The sequence below is a fragment of the Petrotoga halophila DSM 16923 genome, assembly GCF_002924615.1.
Genome location: NZ_JALY01000306.1, coordinates 1 through 3,180, shown reverse-complemented (window position 1 = coordinate 3,180; position 3,180 = coordinate 1). Strand labels below are relative to the sequence as shown.

2 protein-coding genes are annotated in these 3,180 nt (G+C 32.1%); both read right to left on the bottom strand.

What is annotated here, in order from left to right; all coding sequences use genetic code 11:
• A partial coding sequence (locus AA81_RS14470) for a carbohydrate ABC transporter permease (protein ID WP_211292725.1) occupies positions 1 to 2,039 on the bottom strand: 2,039 nt, incomplete at its 3' end.
• Positions 2,040 to 2,054: 15 nt separating this feature from the next.
• The coding region (locus AA81_RS13365) for a carbohydrate ABC transporter permease (RefSeq protein WP_103899303.1) at positions 2,055 to 3,180 on the bottom strand (1,126 nt) is incomplete at its 5' end.

Here is a 3,180-nt window from a genome sequence, read left to right as displayed (position 1 = left end):
ACCCATAAAAAGGCGTTCCAACTGCCTACAAATTTTAGTAGCGCCCCAGTTAAAATTGCAGGTCTACTAAGAGGGACCATAACGGTCCATAAAAATCGCCAACTTGAAGATCCGTCTATCTTAGCAGCGTCCCATAACTCATTGGGTACAGTCATAAACTGTTGCCTGATCAAGAATATGGCAAAGACACTAATCACCCATGGAACGATCAAAGCATAATAACTGTCTATCCATGAAAATTTACTAATAGTTATATAATTTGGTACTAATAAAACCTCTCCTGGGATCATCATGGTGGCTAAAAAAGTCATAAAAATAAAATTCTTTCCCCAAAAATTAAGTTTTGAAAAGGCAAACGCAGCCATCGACGCAAATATTATTTCTAAAACGGTGGTAATTAGAGAAACGAAAACCGTATTCACATAGTATCGCGAAAATGGTGCACCGTTCCATGCATCCACATAATTTTGAAATATATTTCCTAATACCTGATTAAAAGAATATTCGACTCTTCCAGAAGGTACATCATCAAGCAACCAGATCGATGGTGCATTTACTGTGTATAATTCAACATTTGAATTGTTTTTGTACAAAATTGTATCAACAAAAGGCGGTGCATTTATAATAGTTGCTTTAGAGATCGTGTCAATAAAAAACCTATCGAAATCTTCTAATATTTTATCATATTCTTTCCTTTTTTCCAATATTCTCTCGAACTCTTCTTCTTTTCCTTGAATGTGTTCTATTAAAAATTTGTAATTGGAATCTGAGAGCACTGGCTGAGCTTGATCAAGGGTAACTTGGCTCTGCGACAATGTTCTGATGATGTTTGTGTATATTGAGAGGTTTCTAGGGTCTTCTATTAATGAATTACTTACATCATTTACAAAATCGTTCTCAAGATATGAAACAACTTCTTGATTCAAATTATCGATATTTTTCTCGTTTGCTAACGAGATCACAATTTTTTTAAATGACTCTGGAAATTCGCTTTCCTGGATTCTGTCTATGATATTTTGATACTTTGTTTCTCTCGTAGGAATGTCGAATATTATGTTCATATCTTCAAATGCAATATTTTGTTCCTCACCATATTTTTCGTTAAAATACATAAAGAAAGTTAAAGTGTTGATCTCTTTCATAATTGGTTCGTAAATATTTCTTTGAATCAAAGTATTGGTGTTGGATAGTATTTCATCTTCAAAAGTTTGAATCTCTGACAAAAAATCAACGAGTAAATTAATTAATTCTTCTACCTCACTTTGGCTAATTATTCTCAATTCTGCTGGATAAGAGGATATTTTTGAATTCAAATCATCGGCTTTCAATTTTATCGTTTCCAAATAATTTGAAAATATTTCTTTACTTCTTGTAATACTTTCTATTTGACTTTCTGTCATATTTGGATTCGTTCTAAAATACGGTAAGATGTTGATATTTCTTTCGAGGGTAAGATCTATAAAATTTTGAACTTTGAGTATACTTTGTTGTATCCTTCTTATCGTAGTAGTTTGTTTAAAATAACCATCATCTTGGGAGAAAAGAGTGAAATAAATACTTTCAAAGTTTTCAAGGGAATAATCTTCTACGGCAAACAAGCTCGCTAAATCTTCCCTTAATTCAATATTTGAAATATAATCGTATATATCAGACATCATACTTTCAATACTTGCTTGTTCTGCATAATCTATCCCGTTAAAAGAGAGTTGTACCCTTCCCCTCCTTACAAAGTCTCCATCTATTTCATAGACCAATTTGTAAGGATTGTAACTTTCTTGGGTTGATAAAGTTCTAAATTCAGCTAAACTTAAACCTGTTCTTGGGGAAGGCTTTGAGGGAGTTGATTTTAAATTTAAATTCCATTCATTTTGAAAATTCTTTGTTGTCCATGTTGGAGGCCACAAGTTGATTTCACCGCTTGTTTTCAAAGAAGTCATTATCATCCATGCAAAAGGCAAGAGCATAACTATTGCCCCTCCCGCCAATAGTAAGTAAACTATCAAAGTCCAAAGTGTTTTTATAAACTTTGTATAATACAAGTATAATTTCCTCCCTTAGGATTCGTAATATATTCTACTTCTGCTACTTCTCATCTGAAGGATTGTAAATAATAGAATAATCCCAAAAAGCACGTAAGCAGCAGCACTAGCTCTTCCCATTCTTTGTTGAACGTAGAACATATCAAACACATAGTAAACCATTGTCATCCCACTGTTGTTGTAAGGTCCAGGCATGCCAACATAGAGGATGAAAATCTCATCAAAGACCTTGAATGCCCCGATCATTGCAACTATGATTATAAAAAAAGTTGTGGGAGATAATAAAGGTAAGGTGATAAACTGAAATTTTTGAAAAGGTGTGGCTCCATCCACTTCAGCAGCTTCGTAGTAAGTTTTATCTATATTTTGCAAACCTGCCAAAAAGATTATAGCGTAATAACCTACCATTTTCCATATAGATATTATGGCTACGGTAGGAATCGTAAAATTCTGATCTTTCAACCATGGAATTTTTGAAAAACCTATTTGAGTTAAAATATAATTTAATAAACCATTGTCATTGAATATCCACTGCCACACTAGTGAAATTGCCACTACACTTGTAACAAAGGGGATAAAATAAACTGTCCTAAAAATAGTCTTGCCGTATAATTTTCTATTTAATAATAAGGCTATTAATAAGGCAAATAAAATAGTTATAGGTGTGGAAAGTAGAACATAATAAATGGTATTCCATATAGCTTTAATGAACAACGACTGTTCCTTTGCCAAAGTCAAAAATCTAATAATTTCAGGTACTCCCAATGAGTAAAACGTTATCCATAAACCGATGAATAAAATTATTCGAAGAAAAATCTTACTAGACATTTGATCTAAAAAGTGCAAAGATAATAAAATAGTGTAAACAACAACTAGCACTAAAGCACTTATTACATTGAGATAAGGTATTGAATTAATAGTTAACAAAGAAAGTATTCCTAATATACTCATAGAAATAATTAAATATCTTTGACGAGGAGTCTTTACCTTTTTTAGATCGAAGATTAAATGTATCATAAAAACAGCGGTCATAAAGATTAGAAGTGTATTGAAAAAAGCTTCATTGAGAGTTATATTTACAGGCTGGTTCAATTTAAATAAATCTATATAATTTTGAAGCCCAATGAATATCGGATTATCT